The sequence below is a fragment of the Paraburkholderia edwinii genome, from assembly GCF_019428685.1.
In the GTDB taxonomy this organism is placed as follows: domain Bacteria; phylum Pseudomonadota; class Gammaproteobacteria; order Burkholderiales; family Burkholderiaceae; genus Paraburkholderia; species Paraburkholderia edwinii.
The window spans coordinates 3,119,872-3,144,878 of sequence record NZ_CP080095.1 but is presented as its reverse complement, the minus strand read 5'-3'; the positions used below and the strand labels follow the sequence as shown (position 1 = coordinate 3,144,878).

The following is a 25,007-nucleotide window of genomic DNA, read 5'->3' as shown; positions in this document are numbered from 1 at the left end:
GTAATCTTGGAGAGACGAATGAAGATCGCAAAGAACACCGTCGTATCGGTCGCCTACAAGCTATCGGATGCGCAAGGCAATCTGATCGAGGAGAGCGACGAGCCGATGGTCTATCTGCACGGCGGCTATGATGGCACGTTCCCCAAGATCGAGGAAGAGTTGGACGGCCGCGAGCCCGGCTTCCAGACGCAGATTCAGCTCGAACCGCAGGACGCATTCGGCGAATACGATCCTGAGCTCGTGAAGATCGAGCCGCGCGAACGCTTTCCCGAGCCGCTCGAAGTCGGCATGCAATTCGAAGGGACACCCGAAGAAGGCGATGAAGATCTCGATACGATGATCTACACGGTTACCGATGTTGCGGAAGACAAAGTCGTGCTCGACGGCAACCATCCGCTTGCGGGCATGGCGCTGCGTTTTGCGCTGACGGTCAAGGAAGTGCGCGAAGCAACCGAAGACGAAATCCAGCACGAACATGCGCATGGCGCCGATGGCCTCGAAGTCTACGACGATGAGGACGACGACGATCTCGAACCGAAGTCAGGGCCGACTTTGCACTGAACCTGCTGGCGCAGTCGTTCCCGGCGAAGGGGACGAAGTGGACGAGCCGGGCGCACGCCCGACATCATCGACCGCTTCGTCCCCTTTGTTTTGGGCGCCATTCAGGATGGCGCCTTGCGACGGAGAAGGATTGGGCCCAATCAGTTGAGGCCCGCTGTTCATGCCGTTCATTCCGGGCGTTTGTGAAAGCGAAGGTGCGAGCTGTTGTGACTGCGGCTGCGATTGTGGCTGCAGCTGTGGTTGCGGCTGCGGCTCCGGCAGAATCGGCGGCAACTCCGAAGCCGGCGAAAACTCGGGCACTGCGGGCATCGGTTCGGGCAGCGGGTTGTAGTCGTTGCGCGCCGGCAGCGACGGCGTGGGCAACAGCGGCATGTCTTTCGGCACGTCACGCACGCTAACGCGAAACGGCACGCGGCGCGCGAAATCCGCTTCGACCTGAATCCACTGCGTGAGCCGGTTGCGCGGCGCGATCGCGATACGCGTGAGGTTTGTCACGAGTGCGCCCTTGTCGTTGCGCAATGGCTGGTCGATCGTAAAACCGCCGCGCAATTTCTCGTCGTCCTGATGAATCACGAGCACGGGCCCGTGAAACGATTCCGCAAGCTTCACGAGGCTGCGCTTGAACTCCATATATCCGTCGCGCGGCTTGTGTTCGAAACGCAGCCACGCAAAACGCTCACGCCGCTCGTAGCGCTCGGGATCGAAATCGCCTTGCACGAACACGACCACCGCCTTCGCATCACGCCGTTTTGCGTATTCGGCTGCATGATCGAGCCAGAACGAATTGGCGATCACGCGGTCTTCGAACTCGCCGTTACGGCCGCCCGCGGTCAGATAGTGATTGTTCGGGCTCGGCACGTTCAAACCGACAAAGACCGTATCGCCTAGCTGCCAGCGCACGTTTTCGCGATACGTGCGAAAGCGCGAGACCTCGCTTTCGCGCGCGAGCGGCAGCGGGTTCTGACCCATCGACGATGCGTCGGTAAAGAGCGTCTGCCGTAACTGGTCGAGACGTTCGACCGGATCGAAGCCGCCGGCCGCCGCTGTGCCGCAGTCGGCCCAGTCGTGTTGGCCGGGAATAAAGACGAGCGCCGGTTTCGACGCTTGCAGCAAGGCCTCGCGCGCTTCGAACAGCGAGTCGCGGCACGGTTCGTCGGCGCTTTTCAGATTGCCGTCGTAGACGATAAAGGCGATTTGCGGATCGCGACCGATCGCGTCGATCAGTCGTTGCGTGGGGGCTTCGTCGGCGTTGCTTTGCAGCGTGCTGCCGAGAACCGCGAACGCATAGTGTGTGTCAGCAGCGTGGGCGTTAAGGGGCAGCCCGCTTGCGCAGGCGAGGAGGGCTGCGGCTGCGCTCCATGCCGGCCACGCGGCCCGCATCGACCGCGCGGCCCGTGCTGTATGCACGGACGGCATCGTCCGGGTCGGATCCGGGACCGTCGCGCGATCAGCGCTGCGTGTCCGGCGCTGCGGCCAGCTCATGTAGCTCGTAAAGCAGATCGAGCGCGTCACGCGGACGCAGCTCGTTCGGATCGATCGCGCGCAAGCGTTCGACGAGCGCATCGGCAAGCGGATCGGCCGTGGCGGGCGCGGCATCGTCACGGTCGTCGTCGCGATGCTGGTCGTAACCGCCGTCGTCCGCATCGTGGGCCATTGGCGGCGCCGCGAACAGGTCGAGTTGCGGCGCGGGCTGCGCGGCCGACTGCTGTTCGAGATGCGCAAGATGCTTGCGTGCCGCGCGAATTACCGCGGACGGAACGCCCGCGAGCTGCGCGACCTGCAACCCGTAGCTCTGGTTAGCCGGCCCCTCGTTGACCGCATGCAAAAACACGATGCCGTGGCCATGCTCGACCGCCGACAGATGCACATTGGCCGCCTGCGGGAATTCCGCCGGCAGCTGTGTGAGCTCGAAGTAGTGCGTCGCGAAAAGCGTATGGCAGCCGTTATGCGCCAGCAGGTGCCGCGCGATTGCCCATGCCAGTGCGAGGCCGTCGAAGGTCGACGTGCCGCGGCCGATTTCATCCATCAGCACGAGGCTTTGCGGCGTCGCGTCGTTAAGAATCGCGGCGGCTTCGGTCATCTCGACCATAAACGTCGAGCGGCCGCCGGCGAGATCGTCGGCCGCGCCGATACGCGTGAAGATACGGTCGATCGGGCCGAACGACGCGCGCCGCGCCGGCACGTAGCTGCCCACATAGGCCATCAGCGCGATCAACGCGGTCTGCCGCATGAACGTCGATTTACCGCCCATGTTCGGACCGGTGATCAGGAGCAGCTTGCGCTCGGGGCTCAACAGGCAATCGTTGGCGATAAATTGTTCGACCTGCGCTTCGACGACCGGGTGCCGCCCCTGTTCGATCTCGATGCCGCCCGCCGGCGTGAACGACGGCGCGACCCAATCGAGCTCGCGAGCGCGCTCCGCGAATGCGACGAGCAAATCGAGTTCGGCGAGTGCGCCGGCGACGCGCTGGCAATCCGCGATAAACGGCAGCAGCGCCTGCAGCAGCGCGTCGTACAGCGATTTCTCGCGTGCCAGCGCGCGTTCCTGCGCGGACAGCGCCTTGTCCTCGAATGTTTTGAGTTCAGGCGTGATGTAGCGCTCGGCGTTTTTCAGCGTCTGGCGGCGGCGATAGTCGTCGGGCACCTTGTCGGTCTGGCCGCGCGTCACTTCGATATAGAAGCCGTGCACCTTGTTGTATTCGACGCGCAGATTGCCGATGCCGGTGCGCGCGCGCTCGCGCGTTTCGAGGTCGATCAGGAACTGACCGCAGTTCTCCGAAATATCGCGCAGTTCGTCGAGTTCCGCGTCGTAGCCGCGTGCGATTACGCCGCCGTCGCGGATCATGGCCGCGGGCTCCGGCGCAACCGCGCGCGACAGCAGTTCGACGCAGGTAGCCGGCGGTTCGAGCGATGCATCGAGGCGCGCGAGCGAATCGGCATTCGCGGCGATCGCGGCAAGCTGGGTGCGCAGCTCGGGCAGCGCGATAAAGGTGTCGCGCAGGCTCGACAGATCGCGTGGCCGCGCGGACAGCAACGCAAGCCGCCCGGTAATGCGCTCGATATCGGAGATCTGCCGTAGCGCGCCGCGCAGCGTATCGATGCTCGTCGCGGGATTCAGTTGCGCGGACGCATCGAGCAACGCGCCGATCGCCTGCTGACGCGCCTGCGCATACGATGCGTCGCGCGGCGGATGATGGATCCAGTGCCGCAGCAGGCGGCTGCCCATCGTCGTGCAGCAGGTGTCGAGCAGCGAGCAGAGTGTGGGCGACTCGGTGCCGCGCAGCGTTTCGGTCAGTTCGAGGTTGCGCCGCGTCGCGGGATCGAGGCCGATGTACTCGGATTCGAGTTCGACCTTGAGGCTGCGCACATGCCGCAGCTGCTGGCCTTGCGTGGCCGCCGCATAAAGCAGCAGAGCGCCCGCCGCGCCGCACGCGCAGGTCAGCGTTTGCGCGCCGAAGCCGTCGAGGCTCGCGACATCGAGCTGATCGCACAGGCGCTGCCTGCCCGATGCGATATCGAAATGCCAGCCCGGTACGCGCGTGAGCGCGCCGCTGCCGCTCCCGTTCGCGGGCGGCGCCCATGCGTTGGCGTCGGACGTCGGCACATCGGCGACAAGAATTTCGGCCGGGCGGATGCGTTCGAGCGCGGCCGCGACGCCATCGGGCGGAATTTCGGCGAGACGCAGCGCGCCGCTCGCAAGATTGAGCCATGCGAGGCCGACCGACGTCACGACGCCGCGGCGGTTGTGCGCGACGCACGTCGCCATCAGGTACACATCGTTTTTGTCCGACAGCAGCGCCGCGTCGGTCAGCGTGCCGGGCGTGACGACGCGTACGACCTTACGCTCGACAGGGCCCTTCGAGGTGGCCGGGTCGCCGATCTGCTCGCAGATCGCGACTGATTCGCCGAGCTTGACGAGCTTCGCAAGATATTGTTCGACCGCGTGATGCGGCACGCCCGCCATCTTGATCGGCGCGCCCGCGGAAGCGCCACGCTGCGTGAGCGTGAGATCGAGCAGCCGCGCGGCTCGCTCGGCGTCGTCGAAGAAGAGCTCGTAGAAGTCGCCCATGCGGTAGAACACGAGCGTGCCCGGGTGCTCGGCTTTGATGCGAAGGTATTGCTGCATCATTGGCGTATGCGTGGCATCGGGCGCGGGGGCCGCGGTGCCTGAAACGGCTCCGGATGCCCCAGAGGTTCGGGGTGCTTCGTCAGCAGCTGCGATTTGTATGCCCATCCTCGGTGTCTTGAATGCGTTGCGGTTCAGGGCGTGAGTTTAACCCTTCGGCAGCTGGTGTGAACCCTGGCCGGATGGCCAGGTTCCTGTGCGAGCGCCGCGTCTTTCCGCATTGTCCCGCGTGTTTCCGCGTCGTTCCCGCGTCGTTCCCTGTGTCACTCGCGAATCATCGCGCCGAGATCGACCTTTTTCGCGCTGGCCGCGCTATGCCGCTTCGCGATCCACATCAGCACCGTAATGAACGTGCCCAATGTCGCGATGATCCACGGCACCGGCATCTTCGCCGTCAACAGCAGCGCGTAAGCGCCGAGCATCAGCAGCACGGCCAGACTCTGGTTGAAGTTCTGCACGGCGATCGAGTGCCCCGCGGAAAGCAGCGTCGCGCCGCGATGCTGGAGCACGGCATTCATCGGCACGATAAAGAAGCCCGACAGCGCGCCGAGCAGAATCATCAACGGATAGGCAAGGATGATGTAAACCGGCGCGAAGATCGGGCCGACGCGCAAGCCCACGCCGGGCGGAAAAAGTCCTTTGCTGTAGAACGCCATCGCGATCGCGACGATGCCCGCGATAATGCCCACCGGCAGCACGCGCAGCGACCCGCGCAGCGGAATCCACGCGGCCGCGGCTACAGCGCCGAGCGCGATGCCGATGCCGGCGACGCCCTGGATCACCGCGGCTTTCGACAGCGACAGGCCCAGATTCACATCGGCCCATTTCAGCACGAGCAACTGCAGCGTGACCGCGCTGCCCCACATCAGCGTCGTGACCCACAGCGCGATCTGCGCGAGCCGGTCCATCCACAGCACGTTAAAGCAACGGACGAATTCGCCGACCAGTTTGCCCGGCTCTTGCAGCCGGTTTTCGTAGCGCGCGCCTGTATCGGGAATGCCGATGTTGAGCGCCGCCGCGCACGCGTAGGTCAGCATGACGACGAGCATTGCGAGGTCCGCGGCGGACGTGATGAGCGGCAGATGCGCGTGGGAAACGAAGCGCGAGGCATAGCTGCTGATCAGTGCGCCGCCCAGCACCGTGCCGACGATCGTCGATAGCACGGTTGCTGATTCGAGCCACGCATTCGCGACGACCAGCCTTTCGGCCGGCAGCAGTTCAGTGAGAATGCCGTATTTCGCCGGCGAATACGCGGCGGCGCCGAGACCGACGACCGCATACGCGATCATCGGGTGGACGCTGAAGATCATCAGCAGGCAGCCGGCCGCTTTCAATGCATTAGCAATGAACATCACGTAGCGCTTTTGCAGCGCGTCCGCGAATGCGCCGACGAACGGCGCGAGCAGCACGTACGATACCGTGAAGAGGATCTGCAGCATCGGCGTGACCCACGACGGCGAACGGATGATCGTGAGCCGCTCGATCGCTGCGATCAGAATGGCGTTGTCTGCCAGCGACGAGACGAATTGCGCCGCGATGATCGTGTAGAAGCCTTTTTTCATGGAGCGATTGAAGGTCGGCTCGGATGGAAAGGGCGCAAGTGCGGTGCAAAATGGCCGCGCGAAAATTTCAGTGCGGAAAGGTCAACGCATAAGCGTCAACGCATAAACGTCAATGCAGCAGACACGATGCAGAAAACGTCGATGCAGCAACCTCTCCGCAAAAACAGCAAGGCGGCCGAAGCCGCCTCGCGTGTTCAAACGCGTTAGGCCGCCTGCTGTTTCGTGCGGCTGTAACGCGACAGGATCGGAACCATCTGCGCGTAGATCTTCGGGTTCGCCGCCACGATTTCGTTCACGTGCAGAAAATCGGAATCGCCGGTGTAGTTGCCCACCAGACCGCCCGCTTCAGTCACGAGCAGGCTGCCCGCGGCCATGTCCCACGCGTTGATGCCCTGTTCGAAGAAGCCGTCCATGCGGCCCGCGGCGACGTTCGCGAGGTCGAGCGCCGCGGCGCCCGGACGGCGCAGGCCCGCGCAGGCTTCGGTCATTTCGCCGAACAGCGTCGTGTAGGCGCCAAGGCCGTTCTTGTCGCGAAACGGAAAGCCGGTGCCGATCAGTCCGTCGGCCAGCCGGTCGCGCCGCCCGACGCGGATGCGCCGGTCGTTCAGATAGGCGCCGCGGCCGCGCGAGGCGGTAAAGAGGTCGTTACGCGTCGGATCGTAGACCACCGCCTGCGTGACGATGCCTTTGTGCGCGAGCGCAATCGACACGCAGTAGTACTGGAAACCGTGGATGAAATTCGTCGTGCCGTCGAGCGGATCGATGATCCACTGATACTCGGATTCGTTTTCCGATTGGCCCGATTCTTCGGCGAGGATGGAGTGATCGGGGTAGGCGGTGGTTAGCGTATCGATGATCGCTGCTTCCGATGCCTTGTCGACTTCCGTGACGAAATCATTGTGCTGCTTCTTGGAAACCTGGATCAGATCGAGATCGAGCGAGGCGCGATTGATGATCTGTCCGGCGCGGCGGGCGGCCTTGACCGCGATGTTAAGCATGGGATGCATGGGTCGGGATCCTTTTGCCGATGATGAAACCGGCGAGCAAAGCACGGCGGCAGCGGACTGCCGCACAACGTACACCGCAGGCAGGGCAGAGCCGTTGTGCGAATGTTCCGTCGACGAAAGACGAATTGGATAAGAGCGAGGCGCCGGGCTACCTTGGCGCGCGAATAGCGTGATTTTACCCGAGTCTCCCGCTTTCCGGCGCCACGCGCTCGTGCACGGCGGCGGACCCTTATCAGCATCCGCGAAGCCGGGCAAGGCGCCGCGAACGGGCGCGCGAGGCAATCGTGGAAAGAGGGCGCGAGTTGGCGCTACCATAGCTCTTCCTCCGTCTTCCGTTTTTCATCGTGGTCCAATCGCACGCCCATTCGCACACGTTCCGTTCCCCATCCGATCCTTCTGCTGCGGATGACGCCGCCAGCCCCGTGCGCGGCGGCTTCACGTCGACGCGCTTCGTGCTCGTCGAGCCCAGCCATCCGGGCAACGTCGGCGCCGCGGCACGCGCGCTCAAAACGATGGGTTTCTCGCGGCTCGTGCTCGTGGCGCCGCGCGTCGCGAATGTGCAGAGCGATCCGGAAGCGATTGCGATGGCGAGCGGCGCGGACGACGTGCTCGCAAGCGCGCACGTTGTGCCAACACTCGCCGATGCGTTATCGGGCGCGCAGTGGTCGCTCGCGCTGACTGCGCGCTCGCGCGAATACGGGCCGCCGCAACTCGCGCCGCGCGCCGCGGCCGCGCACGCGCGCGAACACGCGGCGCATGGCGATATCGCGCTTGTGTTCGGCAACGAGCGCACGGGGCTGTCGAATGAAGACGTCGAACGCTGCAGTGCACTCGCGCATATTCCGGCGAATCCCGCCTACAGTTCGTTGAACCTCGCGCAGGCGGTGCAGGTACTGTCGTATGAACTGCGCATCGCGTATCAGGAAGCATCGGACGAGGTCGCATCGGCAGGCGGCGCTTCAGCTTCCTCCGCTAGCGGTGCGGGTGCAGGTGTGGGTGCGGTTCCGAGCGCGCGCGCGCCGAGCGATGAAGTCGAGCGCATGTTCGTGCATCTCGAGAACGCCTTGATCGCACTCGACTTCCTCGATCCCGCCAATCCGAAAAAGCTGATGTCGCGGCTGCGCCGGCTCTTTGCGCGCGCGGGGCTCGAGCGCGAAGAAGTCAACATCGTGCGCGGCATCGCCAAGCATATCCTGTTGAAAGCTAAAGGAAGGGATAACGAAACGCCGTGAGCGGTGCCGCGCATGGCCGCTTTGCATGGCCCGCTTCACATCCGCTGCGCATGCTCCGTATCGACCGCAGGCCAACTACCGGGTTCGACCTTGACGGCCGAATGGGCATCAGCGGACTTCACGCGAATCGACCTACAATCGCCGGAAGCGTCATAAGCAAAGCAGTCAGACCGATATCGCGTGCACCCAGTTTGTGCGGCGCTTTGTTCGGGTCTGGCAGAACAATCCGCTGCAATCCCCCGACACTTCCAGGACGGCGCCACTGCCATGTTCACGAGACTTCGCGAAGACATCGCTACGATTCGCGAGCGCGATCCCGCTGCGCGCAGCGCGTGGGAAGTGCTCACGTGCTATCCGGGCCTGCATGTGCTGATGCTGCATCGTTTCTCGCATGCGTGCTGGCGCGCGAAGCGCTACTGGATCGCGCGCGTCGTTTCGCAAATCGGCCGCTTTCTGACCGGCATCGAGATCCATCCGGGCGCGACGGTCGGCCGCCGCGTGTTTATCGATCACGGCATGGGCGTGGTGGTCGGCGAGACCGCGGTAATCGGCGACGACTGCACGATCTACCAGGGCGTGACGCTCGGCGGCACGTCGCTCACACGCGGTGCGAAACGGCATCCGACGCTCGAGCGCGGCGTGATCGTCGGCGCGGGCGCGAAGGTGCTCGGCGGCTTTACGATCGGCGCGGATGCGAAGATCGGCTCGAATGCGGTGGTCGTGAAGCCGGTGCCGGCGGGCGCGACCGCGGTCGGCAATCCGGCGCGCGTGATCGTCCCCGCAGCATCCGCGCGCGGGTCCGCCGGTGCGGCGAAACCCGCAGCCGCGCGTTCGGAGTTCTGCGCATACGGCATCACGCCGAACGCCGACGATCCTGTCTCGCTTGCCATTCACGGGCTGATCAATCACGCGGCCAATCAGTCGCTGCGCATCGACGAAATCGTCGCCGCGCTCGAGCGGCTCGGCGCGAGCCTCGAGGCGCTGCAGGGCGCCGATGCGGCGCTGTTCGATCTGAAGCGTTTGTCGGCAGCGCTGGAAGGGAAGGTCGAGCCGGGCGCGGAGCCGCATTGAAGCAATCGCGCTAGTGAAGTGGCGCTGACGCCAAGGCGTCTCACCCATGCAGTTGTACCAATCGGCGGCGCTAACTCAATGTCGCTGACTCAACGCGGCTGTCTCAAGGCCGCAGAAGCAAAGCCGCTGAATCGAAGCCGCTGAAGCTGGCCGCCGACGCAACGTCGCGATTCGCGCCCGCACCTCAATCGAGCGGTAGCGCCCGAATCCCTTCCGCATCGATGCGCAGGTAACCGCCACGGCGCTCGCCGTGGTCGAGGTCCCAATCCGGCAACACCCAGCGTGTGCCGCCCGCTTCGCGATGGCGGGCAGGCCGGTGCGTATGGCCGTGGATAATCGTCGCGGTGCCGGTCTTCTTGAAGAGCGCCGCGATCCCTTCACGGGTTACGTCGTAGAGCGGCGATACGGGCCGCGTACGGTTCTCATCGCCGGCGCGGCGCATGCGCTCGGCGAGCGCCTTGCGCCATCGGTAAGGCCACAGCAAAAAAAGCCATTGCGCGAAGCGGTTGCGCGCAATGCGGCGAAAACGCAGATAGCGATGATCGTCGGTGCATTGGCGGTCGCCGTGCGCAAGCGCGATTCGCGTGCCGAACGAGGTAATCACGAACGGGTCCGGCAGCCAGATCGCGCCGGCCGCCTTCATAAAGCGCTTGCCCAGCAGGAAGTCGCGATTGCCGTGCATTACGTAGAGCGCGATGCCGCGCTCCGAGAGCGTATGCATCAGCGCGGCGATGCGCGCGGGAAAGGGCTCGGCGAGCATGTCGTCGCCAATCCAGTATTCGAACAGGTCGCCCAGAATAAAGACCGAATCGGCGTGCTCGGCATTGACGCGGATGAAATGCTCGAACGCGGCGACCGTGCGCGGCATCGCCTCGGAAAGATGCAGATCCGACAGGAAATAAAACGGACGTGCGGCGTGCGGGCGCTTGCCTTCTCCGGGCACACCCGCGGCGACGCTTCGCAGCGGCGTTTCTTGCAGCATCGAGGTATTTTCTGTTGATTGCTCGTTTTACGATTATGGAATAGCTGCAGCCGCGTGGCCGGTGTTACGTACGACAGGTTGTACCGCAGGTTACGTACGACAGGTTGCGTACAACAGGCGTAACGCCGTCTATCCGACGACGAATCCGACGACGATACGCCTCATGCTCCGTTGCGATGCTTGTCGGCGACGCGTGATTCGCGTAATTCGTGTGCGCCGCTCATCTGCTCAAACTGCTCGCCGGGTTATCCGACGAATATTCGACCATTATTCGACCACGACGGCCTTCTCGATCACCACATCGTCGACGGGCACGTCCTGGTGAAAGCCCTTCGAACCCGTTTTCACCTTGCGGATGTTGTCGACCACATCGAGACCGTCCACGACCTTGCCGAATACCGCATAACCCCAGCCTTGCGGCGTCGGCGACGAATGGTTGAGGAAGTCGTTGTCGTTGACGTTGATAAAGAACTGCGCGGTGGCCGAATGCGGATCGTTGGTGCGGGCCATGGCAACCGAGCCCTTCACGTTCTTCAGGCCGTTGTTCGCTTCGTTGTCGATCGGCGCCTGCGTCGTCTTCTGCTTCATGCCGGGCTCGAAGCCGCCGCCCTGGATCATGAAGCCGTCGATCACGCGGTGAAACACCGTGTTGTCGTAGTGGCCGGCCTTCACGTAGTTGAGGAAATTCTCGACCGACTTCGGCGCTTTGTCCGCGTCCAGTTCGAGCTTGATGACGCCGTGGTTCGTATGCAGTTCAACCATGATGGATTCCTTGATCAAAGCGGGTGAGTGACGGGCGCGGGAAAAAACGCGCCCTCCCAGACTACTACTTGCTGACCACCGTCGCCGATTCGATCACGATCGGCTTTTGCGGCACATCGCTCATGGGGCCGCGCGACGTGGTCGGCGTACCTTCGATTTTCTTCACGACGTCCATGCCGGAAGTGACCTTGCCGAACACCGCGTAGCCGTTACCGTCGGGATTCGGATAGTCGAGGTTCGCGTTGTCGACGGTATTGATGAAGAATTGCGCGGTCGCCGAATTCGGATCGCCCGTGCGCGCCATCGCGATGGCACCGGTCACGTTCTTGAGCCCATTGCGGCTCTCGAGCGGAATCGGCGCGCGCGTCGGCTTTTCGGCGAAGCTCGTCGTATAGCCGCCGCCCTGGATCATGAAGCCCGGAATCACGCGATGAAAGATCGTGCCGTTGTACTGGCCGGACTTCACGTAATCGAGGAAATTGGCGACCGTCTTCGGCGCTTTCTCGGGATACAGTTCGACGCGAATGTCGCCATCCGACGTCTTGAAGAGGACAGACGGATGCGCGGCCGGCGCCGCGGACTGTGCAAACGCAGGCGCGTTTGCAACGAGGGCGGCGCTGCCGAGCGCCAACAACAAGCGTTTCATGTAGTTCCTCGGTTAAAGGGTTGAACGCGGGGTGAACGCGGGGTGAACGCGGGGTGAACGCGGGATAAGCGCGGGGTGAACGCGCAATGAACGCGGGGTTAAGCGCGGCTAGCGCGGTTACCGCGGGAAAAGGCGCGGGACGGACACGAAAAAAGCGCAGGATGAGTATACGGATCACGAGACGCCGCACCGCTTACCGCGGCGGTGCCTGGTACGGCGGAATGGCAAGCGAACCGCTCGTCGGCCCGCCGAACTGGAACGACGGCGAATCGACCATGTTCGACATGGCGCGGTTCGTATAGTCGGACGTGGCCGATGTGCTGCGCGCTGCCTTCGCGCCCTTCGGCGGCGACACGATTTTCTCGATGTCGGCAAGACGCTGCTGTGTGGTGCCGCTCGCGGCGCCGAGCGTCTGTGCGCGGCGATACGCCTGATCGGCCATGCGCAGATAGAGGTCGCCGAGATTTTCGTACGCGAGTCCGTAGCCCGGATTCGCCTTCGTCGCCGTTTCGAGCGCGGCGCGCGCGTCGCCGTAGCGGCCTTGCTTCGCATACAGCGCGGCAAGATTGTTGTAGGGCTCGGGCAGCTCCGGGTACATCTCGGTCAGTTCGGTAAACGCGGCGATGGCGTCGTCGGTGCGATCCATGCGGGCGAGCACCGTGGCGCGCTTGAACTTCGCCTGCGCGTCGCGCGGATTTTGCGCGATGCGCGCATTGAGTTCCGCGAGCGCGGCGCCCCAGTTCTTTTGCTCGATCGATGCATCGGCTTCCGGAGTCGCGTCGCGCGTGGCCGGGCCATGCGACACGATGTTGGCTTTCTGCGCATACGCGCTCGTTCCGGGGGCGATCAGCAACGCAAATGCAAAGAGCGCCGCAATGTGCGCGACGCCTCGTGCGCGGCCGCTGGAAGATTTCATAGGGAGAGGTCTGGATGTTATACTCCGAGCCATTCTAACAAAAGGTCTGCGCGTTTTCGTCACGCGTTTTCGTCGAAGCACAGACTGTCTTTCGCCACTCGTGGTCGTCTCCGCTTTGCTGGCAGTGTGATCGCCGCACCAGGTGCGCGATCGGTTTCCGAAGAATCTGTGCCGGGTGAGTGTTGTGTAGTGGAGGCTTGCCCGCCTGCTTTCATCCGGTCTCCGGTCACACCGCCGATCATGTCGTCGCACCATGTGTCCGTTACCGCCATAATCAGTCGCATGTGCGGTTCGTCGCATGGGTTCATCGCATCATGGCGCGGCATGAACGAGCACAACGCGGATTTCTTTCGGCCCACGCATCGTTCTCTATGGAATCACTGCGCATCTACAACACGCTCGCGCGTGACAAGCAAACTTTCGTGCCACTGCAGGACGGCGTGGTGCGCATGTACGTGTGCGGGATGACCGTGTACGACTACTGCCACATCGGCCATGCGCGCGTGATGGTCGTGTTCGACGTCGTGCAGCGGTGGCTGCGCGCGCTCGGTTACAACGTAACGTACGTGCGTAACATCACCGACATCGACGACAAGATCATTCGCCGCGCCGTCGAGAACGGCGAGACGATCAAATCGCTGACCGACCGTTTCATTCAGGCGATGCACGAAGACGCGGACGCGCTCGGCGTGCAGCGTCCGGACCTCGAGCCGCGCGCCACGGAATTCATTCCGCAGATGCTCGGCATGATCGAGAAACTCGAAGCGAACGGCTTCGCGTATCAGGCGACCGACGGCGACGTCAATTACGCGGTGCGCAAGTTCGCCGGCTACGGCAAGCTCTCGGGCAAGTCACTCGAAGATCTGCGCGCGGGCGAGCGCGTGGCCGCGAACGATGCGAAGCAGGATCCGCTCGACTTCGTGCTGTGGAAGCAGTCGAAACCCGACGAACCCGCCGACACCGGCTGGGAGTCGAAGTACGGACGCGGCCGTCCCGGTTGGCATATCGAATGCTCGGCGATGGGCTGCACGTTGCTCGGCGAACACTTCGACATTCACGGCGGCGGACAGGACCTGCAGTTTCCGCACCACGAGAATGAGATCGCGCAAAGCGAGGCTGCAACCGGGCAAACGTTTGTGAACACGTGGATGCACAACGGCTATGTGCAGATCGACAACGAGAAGATGTCGAAATCGCTCGGCAACTTCTTTACGATTCGCGAAGTGCTCGCGCAATTCGACGCCGAAGTTGTGCGCTTCTTCATCGCGCGCGCACACTATCGTTCGCCGCTCAACTACAGCGATGCTCATCTCGACGATGCACGCAACGCACTCACGCGTCTTTACACGGCTTTGAAAGACGTGAGCGCCGACGGTGCCGCGCTCGACTGGAGCGAATCGCACGCCGCGCGCTTTCGCGAGGCGATGAACGACGACTTCAATACGCCGGTGGCGGTGGCGGTGCTCTTCGAGCTCGCGAGCGAAGTGAACCGCACGCGCGATCCGGCATTAGCACGGCAATTGCGAGAGCTCGCGCATGTAATCGGTTTCCTGGACCGTGAGCCGCGCGAGTTTCTGCAGCAGGCGGCAGGCAGTTTGAAACAGGGTGGGCTCGAGGTGGCGCAGATCGAGGCGAGAATCGCCGCGCGCGTTGCCGCGAAGCAGGCAAAAAATTATGCCGAGGCAGACCGGATTCGCGCAGAGTTGCTCGAAGCCGGGGTTGCACTTGAAGACAAACCCGGTGGGTTGACCGAGTGGCGGCGCGTGTGAGCGCACCTCGTTTTTCACTCTGATCGACTCACCAGGCAGGAGGCAGGATGGCAACGGCCACGAAGACGCCGGCTAAACGTGCCGCGTCTCAAACCAGAACGGCATCTGCGGTCAAACGTGCGCGCTCGGACAGTGCAGCGCAAAACGAGGTAAAGCGCACGGCAAAGAGCGGTGCTCAAACTGGTACCCAAGCGGGTGCGCAAGCGGCGGCGCGCAAGGCGGGCGCAAAGCGTGTGTTAAACGGTGCTGCCGGCCCGGCTGAAGCAACGCCGGCCCGGACGTCGCGCTCGCGCGCGAAAGCCGCGGCGAGCGGCAATGGCGCGTTGCCCGCCGAACTCGCGGGCACCGAACAGGCGTTCGAAGCGGATTCGCTTCACGAAGGCGAGGTCGTGCGCAAGACGCGCGCGTCCGTCGATACCGAAGTAGCGGTGCCGGTGCAGATCGGCGGTCTTGCGCCCGAAGTCACGCGGCCTGCGTATTGGGACAAGGCGTGTGCCGATCTCGTCAAGCGTGACCGCATTCTGAAGAAGCTGATTCCGAAGTTCGGCCCCGTGCATCTGTTGAGTCGCGGCGATCCGTTCGTCACGCTCGCGCGTTCGGTCGTCGGTCAGCAGATTTCGGTTGCCAGCGCGCAAGCGGTGTGGGAGCGCATTGAAAGCGCGTGCCCGAAGCTCGTGCCGCAACAGATCATCAAGCTCGGCGCCGCGAAGCTGATCGCGTGCGGGTTGTCGAAGCGCAAAACCGAGTACATTCTCGATCTCGCACAACACTTCGTATCGGGCGCGTTACACGTCGGCAAGTGGACGTCGATGGACGACGAAGCGGTGATCGCGGAGCTCACGCAGATTCGCGGCATCGGCCGCTGGACCGCGGAGATGTTCCTGATCTTCAATCTGTCGCGCCCCGACGTGCTGCCGCTCGACGATCTCGGTCTGATTCGTGCGATCAGCGTCAACTACTTCAGCGGCGAGCCGGTGACGCGCAGCGAAGCACGCGAAGTCGCCGCGAACTGGGAACCGTGGCGCACGGTCGCGACGTGGTACATGTGGCGCAGTCTCGATCCGCTCCCCGCAGACGAATAACGTCACGAGCGCTCAAGCAGCAAGCAGTTCGAGCCGGCGCTCGCGCGATGCGTCCGAATGTGCGGCGTGCCACACGGCGATTCGCATAAGAGCCGCTACACAAGGCACCATAAAGGCTGTTGCAGGCAATTTCGTTCCGACGCCGCGCGGCCGCGTTGAGTGAGTGCACGGTTAGTGCACAAGCGGGTGCTATCGGTTTTTGAGATTTAATAGTTTTGGGACGGTTTGGACAGCGGCGGGCGCGGTTAGAATACGCGCTGCCGGTAAGTCGAAGGATTAAAAACCAATGAAGACCACCTTTCTGGATTTCGAGCAGCCCATCGCCGAGCTCGAAGCGAAAATTGAAGAATTGCGCTTCGTGCAGGACGATTCGGCCGTCGATATTTCGGAAGAGATCGAGCGGCTGTCGAAGAAAAGCCAGCAGCTCACGAAGGATCTTTATGCGAATCTGTCGCCGTGGCAGGTCTCGCAAATCGCACGTCATCCGCAGCGTCCGTACACGCTCGACTATGTGAACGAACTGTTCACGGACTTCCACGAACTGCATGGCGACCGCTCGTATTCGGACGATCTGTCGATCGTCGGCGGTCTGGCGCGATTCAATGGCACGCCGTGCATGGTGATCGGCCATCAGAAAGGGCGCGATACGAAAGAGCGCGCGCTGCGCAATTTCGGCATGCCGCGTCCCGAGGGCTATCGCAAGGCCGAGCGTCTGATGCGCCTTGCCGAAAAATTCGGCTTGCCGCTGTTCACGTTTATCGACACGCCGGGCGCGTATCCGGGCATCGGCGCGGAAGAGCGCGGCCAGTCGGAGGCGATCGGCCGCAATCTGTATGTGATGGCCGAGCTCAAAACGCCGATCATTTCGACGATCATCGGCGAAGGCGGCTCGGGCGGTGCACTGGCCATCGCGGTTGGGGACAGCGTGCTGATGCTGCAATTCTCCACTTACTCGGTCATCTCGCCGGAAGGCTGCGCATCGATTCTGTGGAAGAGCGCCGCGAAAGCGCCGGAAGCGGCCGAAGCGCTCGGTCTGACCGCGCATCGTCTGAAGGCGCTCTCGTTGATTGACAAGATTGTCAATGAACCGCTCGGTGGCGCGCATCGCGATCCGAAGGGCATGGCCGCTTTGCTGCGCCGTGCGCTGGCCGATTCGCTGCGGCAGTTCCAGGGTATGAGCATCAACGATCTGCGGCAGCGCCGCTTCGACCGGTTGATGGCGTACGGCAAATTCAAGGAAACGACGCCGGGCGCTTAAGCGCGGCGCGCGGGCGATATATCGCGTGACATCGCCTGATGGAACAAGCGGCAATGGCGGTCGGTCCAGTCCATCATGGGCCGTACCGAGCGTGATGCAGATCTCGTAGGTGGCGATGTGCTGGCCATTGTGATTCGCCGTGAACTCTCTCTCTGATCCCGCCGCCGATCGCATCGTGCTCGATGCGATCGAGGCCGCGCTCGTTCACGAGCCGGCCGATACGCGCATTGCGATCGCCTACAGCGGCGGCCTCGATTCGACCGTGCTGCTCGATGCCGCGGTGCGCGTCGCGGGCGCGGCGCGCTGCGTCGCGTTCCACATTCATCATGGCCTGAGTCCGAATGCCGACCGCTGGCTCGCGCATGGCGAAGAGCAGGCGGCGGCGCTCGGCGTGTCGTTCGCGGCGCATCATGTCGACGTGCGGCGCGACGCGGGTATCGGTATCGAAGCCGCGGCGCGCGAAGCGCGTTATCGCGGGCTCGACGCGCTGTGCGATAGCGAACACGTGCGGCGCCTCTGGCTCGCGCAGCACGCCGACGATCAGGCCGAAACGGTACTGCTGCAGTTGTTGCGCGGCGCGGGCCTCGCGGGGCTCGCGGCGATGGCGCCCGAACATCGGCCCGCCGGCGCCTCGGCGACGCGCGTGCGGCCGTTTCTGCATCTGCTGCGCGCGCAGCTCGAAGACTATGCGCGCGGCCGCGCGCTGCGCTGGATCGACGACGAATCGAACGCCGATACGCGCTTTGCGCGCAACGCGTTGCGTCATCACGTGCTGCCGCAGCTCGCCGTGCATTTTCCGGGCTTTCGCGATGCGCTTGCGCGCACGGCCGCGCATGCGGGCACCGCACAACGCCTCGTTGACGAACTCGCGCGCATCGATATGGAAGCCGTTGCGAACGGCGACAACGCGCATGCGTTGTCGCGCGCCGCGCTGCTCCAACTCGACGACGAGCGCGCGCTGAATCTGCTGCGCTACTGGATGCGCACGCTCGGTTTGCCGGCTGCGTCGACGGCGCGGCTCACCGATGCGCTGCGGCAGTTGCGCGATGCGCGCGACGATCATGGCTTGCGGGTCGATCATGCGGGTCAGACGCTGCGCAGCTATCGCGATCAGATCTACTGGGAAGCGGGCGACAGCAGCGATGCCGCCGACGAAACCGCGTTGACCGAACGGCCTGTCAGCGAATTGACGTGGCGTGGCGAAGCGGTCTGGCGCTTGCCGGTATGGCGCGGAACATTTGTGTTCGCGGAAGCGGAAGGGGCGGCCGGCGACCCGGCGGCGAGCGACCCCGCGGCGGGCGATGCGGCGGCGGGACATCCGGCACCTCGCAGAACGGCGCCCGGCGACAAAACCGCCATTCCCGCCGCGCTGCTGATGAATAAACCGTTGTTCGCCCGCGCACGCAGCGGCGGCGAACGCATGCGCTGCGACGCACACGGACCGAGCCGCACGCTGAAGAATCTGTTTCAGGAGCGCGGCGTGCCGTCGTGGAAGCGCGATGTGCCGCTACTTTACGTGGGCGATCTGTTGCTCTACGTGCCGCTGCTCGGCGTGAATCTGGCGGCGCTGGACGCATTGCATGCGAACGCCGCGGGCCATGCAGCAGACGCAAATAACCCAAAAAATACGAAGCCCGCTCCGCGCGCAAGCGAGGAGGGCGCCGCCGCCGCCGCATCCGCTGACCGCTCTATACGAATCGACTGGCGCGAAGACCTACTGATTGCCTGACCGCGCGTGTCGCCGCACATCGTCGCGTGCGCGTGGCAAATTCACCGATAAACCCTTTCCCCACAAGCGTTTGCGACGCGTTTGACTTGTCAATTCGCGTCGCTTCAGGTAGGGTAGCTTGTTTGCCCGACCCGCTTTGCACGCGTTTTCCGGCGCTCAGGGTTCGGTCCAGGTGCGGTTTGAGCCGATTCAAAGTCAGGTTCAAGGCCGATGCCACGGTCGATCAAGGTCGATTGAGGTCAGGCAGCGAGCGGCGCATCATCCGCGCGCGCAAGCCGCCGCACTACCGCCGTCACACGTCCTACAGGGCGCGTCTCCGGAGCAGGATTGCAGCGTGACCGGATCGGTTCCGATCCGCTTCCCTGTCGAAGAGCAAATCGAAGGGCAAATCCGCGGAAGGCAAATCCGCGCACAATGCGCACGGTTCGCGCACGTGTTGCGCACGCTAACTTCGCGCCGCACACCTCGCCGTCGTTCCAGAACGTTGTGCTTCCAGCTGTGTGGCCGTTCCTAAACGTGCGGCCACGGCGCGCGTCAAGCGTCTGAAGCGAAGCGTCTGAAGCATCTCCAGCTTTTCCTACGGTTTAAAAACGACAATGGCACTCATCGTACACAAATACGGCGGCACTTCGATGGGCTCGGTCGAGCGCATCAAGAACGTCGCGAAGCGCGTCGCGAAATGGCACAAGGCCGGCCACCGGATGGTCGTCGTGCCGTCCGCGATGTCCGGCGAAACGAACCGCCTCATCGGCCTCGCGAAAGAAATCTCCGGTCAGCCGAGCCCGCGTGAGCTCGACATGATTGCGTCGACCGGCGAGCAGGTCAGCGTCGGTTTGCTGTCGATCGCGCTGCACGACGCGGGCGTCGACGCGGTCAGCTACACGGGCTGGCAAGTGCCGGTCAAAACCGATAGCGCGTTCACCAAAGCGCGCATCAACGACATCGACGGCGAACGCGTGCTGCGCGACCTCGATGCCGGCAAGGTGGTCGTGATCACCGGCTTTCAGGGCATCGATCCCGAAGGCCACATCACGACGCTCGGCCGCGGCGGTTCGGATACGTCGGCGGTGGCCGTGGCCGCGGCGCTCAAGGCGGACGAGTGCCTGATCTACACCGACGTCGACGGCGTCTACACGACGGACCCGCGCGTCGTCGAAGAAGCGCGCCGGCTCGATCGCGTGACGTTCGAGGAAATGCTGGAAATGGCGAGCCTCGGCTCGAAGGTCCTGCAGATCCGTTCAGTGGAATTCGCGGGCAAATATCAGGTGAAGACGCGCGTGCTGTCGAGCCTGACCGATCCGCTGATGCCGCTCGAAACCGAAATGACCTCGGGCACCCTGATTACTTTTGAAGAAGACGAGACCATGGAAAAAGCAGTCATCTCCGGCATTGCGTTCCAGCGGGACGAAGCCCGCATCGCCGTGATGGGTGTGCCCGACAAGCCGGGCATCGCGTATCAGATCCTCGGTCCGATCGCCGAGGCGAATATCGACGTCGACATGATCATCCAGAACCAGAGCGTCGAGGGCAAGACGGCGTTCACGTTCACGGTCGGCCGAGGCGACTATCAGCGCGCGATGGACATCCTCACGAATCAGGTGAAGGGCCATATTTCGGCGGAGCAGGTGCTCGGCGACCCGAAGGTGTCGAAGGTATCGGTGGTCGGTGTCGGCATGCGCTCGCATGTGGGCATCGCGAGCACGATGTTCCGCACGCTGTCGGAAGAGGGCATCAACATCCAGATGATTTCGACGTCCGAAATCAAGATCTCGGTGCTGATCGACGAGAAGTATATGGAGCTCGCCGTGCGCGCGCTGCATAAGGCATTCGAACTCGATCAGGCTTGATCGCCGGAAGGGGAGTGATCCTGCTCTGAGCTTGCGTCGTGGGCTTGCAGTCGTGGCTTTGCTGAGTACGCGCCGTCGGGTGCCTCGTGGTTTTTTGGGCGGGTCCCCTCGCGGCTCGAGCGGCGGGCTTTGCGATGACAGTGCAGTGACACCGCTGGCATAAAAATTGTGCCAGGGAAATTGACCTCGCATCCCGAACCCGCTATCATCTTGGCTTCGTCGCGCTGCCTCCCTGGCGCGAGCGAAGGTTTGGGAGACGTGGCCGAGAGGTCGAAGGCACTCCCCTGCTAAGGGAGCATCTGGGCCAAAACCTGGATCGAGGGTTCGAATCCCTCCGTCTCCGCCAGTACGTCAGTATGTGGCGGTGGAACCCCGTAAGTTCTCGGACTTACGGGGTTTTGTTTTTTATGGGCTTGCGATTTCATCCGCCAAGGTACGAATCGCGAAACCGATGTTCGCGATTACCTGGGATAACCAGGCGATGCCGTAAGCACACAAGCAGCGCTATCGCCTTGAAGCGCGAAAGCGTGGATGGATCCGGCCACGAAACCTTCTGTGCAGTATCCGGGTCGGCTGACCTGTCAACGAGAAGTTGCAAATCAGATATCGCGAGCACCGGCGAATGCAGCGCTGTCAAGTTTTCCGCAGTGGTGCCGATAAGACACGCGTCGTCGGTTCACAACAGCGACGGCGCGCCGTTGCGTCACGAAACCCTGTCGCGTGTAACTGCGCGTTACAGGCAGGCCCAGGACGCGATTTTGTGCATCAGTTATTACAAAGTTGAAATATGCTGGCCGCCTACGTTTGTTATATTGAGACGCAGGTAGTCGACAACACAAACACACACACTCGCAAAATAGGTGAACACATGAAGACCACGCGTCTTGTTACGTTACTGGTCGGCGCGCTCGCGATCGGCGCGTCGAGTGCAGCGATGGCTGGAGGAGTGCACGTCGGTATCAACCTCGGCATCCCCGCACCGGTCTATGCGCCGGCGCCGGTGTACGCAGCGCCGCCGCCTCCGCCGGTCGTGTATGCGCCGGCACCGGTCTATGCAGCGCCGCCTGCGATCGTCATCGGCTGGCATGGCGACCGTTATTGGGACGGCCGTCGGTACTGGGGTCGCGATGACTGGTATCGCCATCATGGCGGCTATCACGGCGGCCATGGCTATGGCCACGACCACGGCCACGGCGGCCGCTGGCACTAAGCGGCCGGCGCAGCTCAACACTGCGCACGGTACGTACGCGTCGACTAGCAAAAAACGCCCTTTCGAGGGCGTTTTTTTATATCGGTTGCCCACGCATCGAGATGGGCGGCCGAGTATGGGCGGCCACGCATCGGCTGCCGTGAGCGCGCGTGCCGCTGTCGAAGGGCGCTCTTGAGCCGCCGCTTCTGAGTCCCGCTTCTGAGTTCCGCTTCTGAGCCCTCTAAACCCGGAGTAGACCGCGGCCGAGCTTACTCAGCTGCTGCCGCCGCCATCCCGCCGACCACTGCATTAAAGCCGCTGTCGACGTGCACGATCTCGGCCGTCACGCCGGCCGCGAGATCCGACAGCAGGAACGCCGCCGTATTGCCGACCTGTTCGATCGTCACGTTGCGCTTGAGCGGCGCATTGTCTTCGACGAACTCGAGAATCTTGCCGAAGCCCTTGATGCCGCTCGCCGCGAGCGTCTTGATCGGGCCTGCGGAAATCCCATTCACGCGCACGCCCTTGTTGCCGAGCGATACCGCGAGGTAACGGACGCTCGCTTCGAGCGATGCCTTGGCGAGCCCCATCGTGTTGTAGTTCGGAATCGCGCGCTCAGAACCGAGATAGGTCAGCGTGAGCAGCGCCGCGTCGTTCGACAGCATCGGCTGCGCGGCCTTCGCAAGCGCCGCGAAGCTGTACGCGGAAATGTCGTGCGCGACGCGGAAGTTTTCACGCGTCATGCCGTCGAGGAAATCGCCGGCAATCGCTTCGCGCGGTGCAAAGCCGATCGAGTGCACGAGGCCGTCGAGACCGTCCCAGTGTTGCTTGAGCGAGGTGAACAGCGCATCGATCTGCGCATCGTCGCCGACGTCGCACGGGAACACCAGATTGCTGCCGAACTCGGTGGCGAACTCGGTGATGCGATCCTTGAAGCGATCGCCGACATACGTGAACGCGAGTTCGGCGCCTTCGCGCTTGCAAGCCTGTGCAATGCCGTAGGCGATTGAACGATTCGACAGCAAGCCGGTCAGCAGGATACGTTTACCAGCGAGGAAGCCCATGAATTCTCCTAATGAGGTCGGTGCGCCGCATGTCCGCCAGGAGCGGGCGCGCGCGGGATTTTGGGTAGAATTCTCTCACATTGCAACGGGCCGGCCCGCGCATCTCGCCTGATAGCATGTCGATACCGCGCTGATACGATCCGGACATCGCGCTACACCGTCCCTTCGCACGTCCTGCACTCTCTTCGAACAAGGCACCATGACGCTCGATTCACGATGGCTTGAACCCGTTCGCGCGCCGTTGCGCATCGTGTTGCGTGTGCTGTTTATCGAGAAGGGTGTTCCGCGATTCGCGAAGCAGCAGGCCGCGTGGCTGCTGCTGGCTTCGCTTCTCTTCACGCCATCGGCCTTCGCGGCCTACGCGATCGCACAGTACGGCCAACCGAAATACCCGCCGGACTTCAAACACTTCGATTACGTGAACCCCGATGCGCCGAAAGGCGGCACGCTGGTGCTCGCGAATCCGGGCCGGGCGACGAGCTTCGACAAGTTCAATCCGTTCACGCTGCGCGGCAATGCGGCACCCGGCATCGACGTGCTGTTCGAGAGCCTGACCACCGGCAGTTCGGACGAAGTCGCCTCCGCATACGGCCTGCTTGCGGACGACATCAACATCGCGGCCGATGGCCTGTCGACCACCTTCCATATCAATCCTCACGCGCACTTTTCGAACGGCGATCCGGTGACCGCCGACGATGTGAAGTACTCGTTCGATACGTTGAAGAGCCCGAAGGCCGCACCGCAATTCGCCGCCTATTTCGGCGAAATCGCGCGCGCGGTAGTGGTGGACCCGGGCACGATCCGCTTCGAGTTCAAGCAGCGCGATCGCGAACTGCCGCTGCTGGCGGGCAGCATGCCGGTGTTTTCGCGCAAGTGGGGCGTGAAACCCGACGGCAGCCGCGTGTCGTTCGATCAGCTTGCGTTCGAAAAGCCGATCGGCAGCGGACCGTATCTGATCGAGCAGTACGATAACGGCCGCAACATTACGTACAAGCGCGATCCGAACTACTGGGGCGCGAAGTTGCCGGTGCGCGTCGGCATGTTCAACTTCGATCGCATCCAGTACAAGCTCTACGGCGACCCGACCGCGCGGCTCGAAGCGTTCAAGGCCGGCGAGTACGATGCGCTCGTCGAATATGTCGCGCGCAGCTGGGTGCGGCGCGACGTCGGCAAGAAGTTCGACGACGGCGAGCTGATCAAGCGCGAGTTTGTGCAGCACAACGGCACCGGCATGCAGGGCTTTATCCTGAACCAGCGGCGGCCGCTGTTCCAGGACGTGCGGGTGCGGCAGGCGCTCGATCTCGCGCTCGACTTCCAGTGGCTCAACCGGCAACTGTTCTATAACCAGTACAAGCGCATCGACAGCTTTTTCGTGAATACCGACTGGCAGGCGAAAGGGCTGCCGTCGCCGGGCGAACTGAAGCTGCTCGATCCGTACCGCGCGCAACTCGAGCCTTCCGTGTTCGGCTTGCCGCCCGTGCAGCCCAATACCGATCCGCCCGGTTCGCTGCGCGCGAACCTGCTGAAGGCGCGCGAGCTGCTCGCGCAAGCGGGCTGGACTTACCGCGACGGCGCGTTGCGCAATGCGAAGGGCGAGCCGTTCGAATTCGAGATTCTCGACGATTCCGGTTCCGCGCAGAGTTTCGAGCCCGTGATTGCGCCGTATATCCGTAACCTGCAAAAGCTCGGTATAACCGTGCGCATGCGCGTAGCCGACTTCGCGGTCTATCAGAAGCGCCTCGATGCATTCGACTTCGATGTGACGACGCTGCGCTATCCCGATACGCAGGTGCCCGGCTCCGATATGATCGACCGCTTCGGCAGCAAGGCCGCCAGCGAGCCCGGTTCGGGCAACCTGATCGGCCTCAAGTCGCCAGCCGTCGATGCGATCCTGCGTGCGCTCGTCGGTGCGCAGACGCTCGAACAACTGACCGATGCGACGCATGCGCTCGACCGCGTGCTGATGCATGGTTACTATGTCGTGCCGCAGTGGTACAGCGCGACGCACCGTGTTGCGTTCAAGCGCGGGCTCGCGTGGCCGAAGACCTTGCCGCTGTACTATGGGGCGGAAGGGTGGATCGTGTCGATGTGGTGGTTTGCTCCGCCGCAGTCTGTGCAAGCGTCTGCGCCACAGCCGGCACAAACGCAGGCGTCGCACTAACGCAGCGCGACGCCAGGTTTTCGCCACGCCCCCGCAACGCCTT

At 63.3% G+C, this 25,007-nt stretch carries 19 protein-coding genes and 1 tRNA gene; 11 read left to right on the top strand and 9 right to left on the bottom strand.

The features are described 5' to 3' along the window. Positions 1–18 precede the first annotated feature (18 nt). A complete protein-coding gene (locus KZJ38_RS13895; protein ID WP_219796457.1) occupies positions 19–561 on the top strand; it encodes an FKBP-type peptidyl-prolyl cis-trans isomerase in 543 nt (180 codons plus the stop codon). On the opposite strand, the gene KZJ38_RS13890 is transcribed toward KZJ38_RS13895, so the two are convergent. From KZJ38_RS13890 to KZJ38_RS13875, 4 genes are all read right to left on the bottom strand, one after another. Continuing rightward, positions 541–1,977, bottom strand: coding sequence for a hypothetical protein (locus tag KZJ38_RS13890; protein ID WP_425518251.1), 1,437 nt, complete (start codon positions 1,975–1,977; stop codon positions 541–543). The two genes, KZJ38_RS13895 and KZJ38_RS13890, sit on opposite strands and share 21 nt — an antisense overlap. A gap of 31 nt (positions 1,978–2,008) precedes the next feature. Then, entirely contained in the window at positions 2,009–4,690 is a 2,682-nt protein-coding gene (gene mutS, locus KZJ38_RS13885; protein ID WP_219796455.1) for a DNA mismatch repair protein MutS, read from the bottom strand. A gap of 260 nt (positions 4,691–4,950) precedes the next feature. Next, complete coding sequence (gene lplT, locus KZJ38_RS13880; protein ID WP_219796453.1) at positions 4,951–6,249, bottom strand: lysophospholipid transporter LplT; 1,299 nt, start codon at positions 6,247–6,249, stop codon at positions 4,951–4,953. A 203-nt stretch (positions 6,250–6,452) separates the two neighbouring features. Then, positions 6,453–7,256, bottom strand: coding sequence for an inositol monophosphatase family protein (locus tag KZJ38_RS13875; RefSeq protein ID WP_219796449.1), 804 nt, complete (start codon positions 7,254–7,256; stop codon positions 6,453–6,455). A 422-nt stretch (positions 7,257–7,678) separates the two neighbouring features. Here KZJ38_RS13875 and KZJ38_RS13870 point away from each other — a divergent pair, with 422 nt between their 5' ends. Together KZJ38_RS13870 and cysE are read left to right on the top strand one after the other, a co-directional pair. Then, positions 7,679–8,488 (top strand): RNA methyltransferase, encoded by an 810-nt coding sequence (locus tag KZJ38_RS13870; RefSeq protein ID WP_425518357.1) that lies wholly within the window; start codon positions 7,679–7,681, stop codon positions 8,486–8,488. 267 nt (positions 8,489–8,755) lie between these two features. Further along, on the top strand, positions 8,756–9,559 hold the full coding sequence (cysE, locus tag KZJ38_RS13865; RefSeq protein WP_219796448.1) for a serine O-acetyltransferase: 804 nt from the start codon (positions 8,756–8,758) through the stop codon (positions 9,557–9,559). A gap of 184 nt (positions 9,560–9,743) precedes the next feature. On the opposite strand, the gene KZJ38_RS13860 is transcribed toward cysE, so the two are convergent. The 4 genes from KZJ38_RS13860 to KZJ38_RS13845 all read right to left on the bottom strand — a co-directional run bounded on the left by KZJ38_RS13860 (position 9,744) and on the right by KZJ38_RS13845 (position 12,865). After that, a complete protein-coding gene (locus tag KZJ38_RS13860; RefSeq protein WP_219796446.1) occupies positions 9,744–10,541 on the bottom strand; it encodes a UDP-2,3-diacylglucosamine diphosphatase in 798 nt (265 codons plus the stop codon). A 267-nt stretch (positions 10,542–10,808) separates the two neighbouring features. Next, a complete protein-coding gene (locus KZJ38_RS13855; protein WP_219796445.1) occupies positions 10,809–11,303 on the bottom strand; it encodes a peptidylprolyl isomerase in 495 nt (164 codons plus the stop codon). A 64-nt stretch (positions 11,304–11,367) separates the two neighbouring features. Beyond that, the gene (locus KZJ38_RS13850; RefSeq protein ID WP_219796443.1) at positions 11,368–11,949 is read right to left on the bottom strand and encodes a peptidylprolyl isomerase; all 582 of its coding nucleotides are present in this window, start codon (positions 11,947–11,949) and stop codon (positions 11,368–11,370) included. A gap of 193 nt (positions 11,950–12,142) precedes the next feature. Next, positions 12,143–12,865 carry a tetratricopeptide repeat protein gene (locus tag KZJ38_RS13845; protein ID WP_219796441.1) on the bottom strand — a complete coding sequence of 241 codons (723 nt, stop codon included), beginning with the start codon at positions 12,863–12,865 and terminating at the stop codon, positions 12,143–12,145. A 371-nt stretch (positions 12,866–13,236) separates the two neighbouring features. Between KZJ38_RS13845 and cysS the strand changes: the two genes are divergently transcribed. The 7 genes from cysS to KZJ38_RS13810 all read left to right on the top strand — a co-directional run bounded on the left by cysS (position 13,237) and on the right by KZJ38_RS13810 (position 21,760). Continuing rightward, complete coding sequence (cysS, locus tag KZJ38_RS13840) at positions 13,237–14,634, top strand: cysteine--tRNA ligase (RefSeq protein WP_219796439.1); 1,398 nt, start codon at positions 13,237–13,239, stop codon at positions 14,632–14,634. Between the two features lie 47 nt (positions 14,635–14,681). After that, on the top strand, positions 14,682–15,716 hold the full coding sequence (locus KZJ38_RS13835) for a DNA-3-methyladenine glycosylase family protein (RefSeq protein ID WP_219796438.1): 1,035 nt from the start codon (positions 14,682–14,684) through the stop codon (positions 15,714–15,716). A 286-nt stretch (positions 15,717–16,002) separates the two neighbouring features. Next, the gene (locus tag KZJ38_RS13830; RefSeq protein WP_219796437.1) at positions 16,003–16,974 is read left to right on the top strand and encodes an acetyl-CoA carboxylase carboxyltransferase subunit alpha; all 972 of its coding nucleotides are present in this window, start codon (positions 16,003–16,005) and stop codon (positions 16,972–16,974) included. A 139-nt stretch (positions 16,975–17,113) separates the two neighbouring features. Further along, entirely contained in the window at positions 17,114–18,703 is a 1,590-nt protein-coding gene (gene tilS / locus KZJ38_RS13825; protein ID WP_219796436.1) for a tRNA lysidine(34) synthetase TilS, read from the top strand. 596 nt (positions 18,704–19,299) lie between these two features. After that, complete coding sequence (locus KZJ38_RS13820) at positions 19,300–20,550, top strand: aspartate kinase (RefSeq protein WP_219796435.1); 1,251 nt, start codon at positions 19,300–19,302, stop codon at positions 20,548–20,550. A 252-nt stretch (positions 20,551–20,802) separates the two neighbouring features. Beyond that, a tRNA-Ser gene (locus tag KZJ38_RS13815) sits at positions 20,803–20,896 on the top strand. Between the two features lie 522 nt (positions 20,897–21,418). Further along, positions 21,419–21,760 carry a hypothetical protein gene (locus tag KZJ38_RS13810; RefSeq protein ID WP_219796434.1) on the top strand — a complete coding sequence of 114 codons (342 nt, stop codon included), beginning with the start codon at positions 21,419–21,421 and terminating at the stop codon, positions 21,758–21,760. Between the two features lie 248 nt (positions 21,761–22,008). Here the strand turns inward: KZJ38_RS13810 and fabI are convergent, their stop codons facing one another. After that, positions 22,009–22,803: an enoyl-ACP reductase FabI gene (gene fabI / locus KZJ38_RS13805; RefSeq protein WP_219796433.1), complete on the bottom strand. Its 795-nt coding sequence runs from the start codon at positions 22,801–22,803 to the stop codon at positions 22,009–22,011. Between the two features lie 199 nt (positions 22,804–23,002). Between fabI and KZJ38_RS13800 the strand changes: the two genes are divergently transcribed. Beyond that, positions 23,003–24,964 (top strand): extracellular solute-binding protein, encoded by a 1,962-nt coding sequence (locus tag KZJ38_RS13800; RefSeq protein WP_219796432.1) that lies wholly within the window; start codon positions 23,003–23,005, stop codon positions 24,962–24,964. The last annotated feature ends 43 nt before the right edge of the window (positions 24,965–25,007 follow it).